This window comes from Kitasatospora misakiensis, assembly GCF_042656005.1.
GTDB classification, from domain to species: Bacteria; Actinomycetota; Actinomycetes; order Streptomycetales; family Streptomycetaceae; genus Kitasatospora; species Kitasatospora misakiensis.
On record NZ_JBHSOF010000161.1, the window covers coordinates 1 to 558 of the forward strand.

A 558-nucleotide genomic window follows, 5' to 3' on the forward strand; every position below is an offset into this window, starting at 1 on the left:
CCGCCGCCGGCTTCTCCTCGGCGGGCTCCTCCGCATCGACGTCGAGGCTGCCGGCGAGTTCGTCGCCGAGGACCTCCTTCGCCATGTCCTCCAGCTCGGCGTCGGTGAAGCCTTCACAGGCTGGCGGCTTCTCGTCGCCTGCGGCGTCCGGATCCTTGACGAGGTCCCGGATGGCGTCCTTGCAGGAGCCCTTGGACTGGCTGACGGTCCCGCCGTCGCTGGCGCATGCGGTGAGCGGCAGGGCGAGTGCCGCGACTGCGGCGGCGATGGTGCGGATACGCATGATCCCCCCTGAAATGATGCGAGCGCCCCGGGAGTGTACGGGGCGCTCGACGGCGGGCGGATGGGCCGGACGGCCCTACGGTCGCCACTCCTCGCGGTAGTCCGGGTGGTCGGCGTAAGGCAGGGCGAGGGCACGCAGGGTCTCGCATGGCGGCGCATACAGGCATGTGGTGCAGATGGGGGCTTCCGCCTTCTCGTCATCAGCCTGGTGCAGATCGGCGATCCGCCTCTTGGCGTCGATGTCGGCGAGACCGAACGCCACGTCCCGGTACGGCG

At 70.4% G+C, this 558-nt stretch carries 1 protein-coding gene and 1 pseudogene; both read right to left on the reverse strand.

The window, feature by feature from the left end; translation table 11 throughout:
- Positions 1-283 (reverse strand): annotated as a pseudogene (locus ACFP3U_RS37045) (hypothetical protein); the annotation flags it as partial.
- 75 nt (positions 284-358) lie between these two features.
- Positions 359-558, reverse strand: a 200-nt coding sequence (locus ACFP3U_RS37050; RefSeq protein WP_380230168.1) for a DUF6221 family protein, incomplete at its 5' end; no start/stop codon positions are given.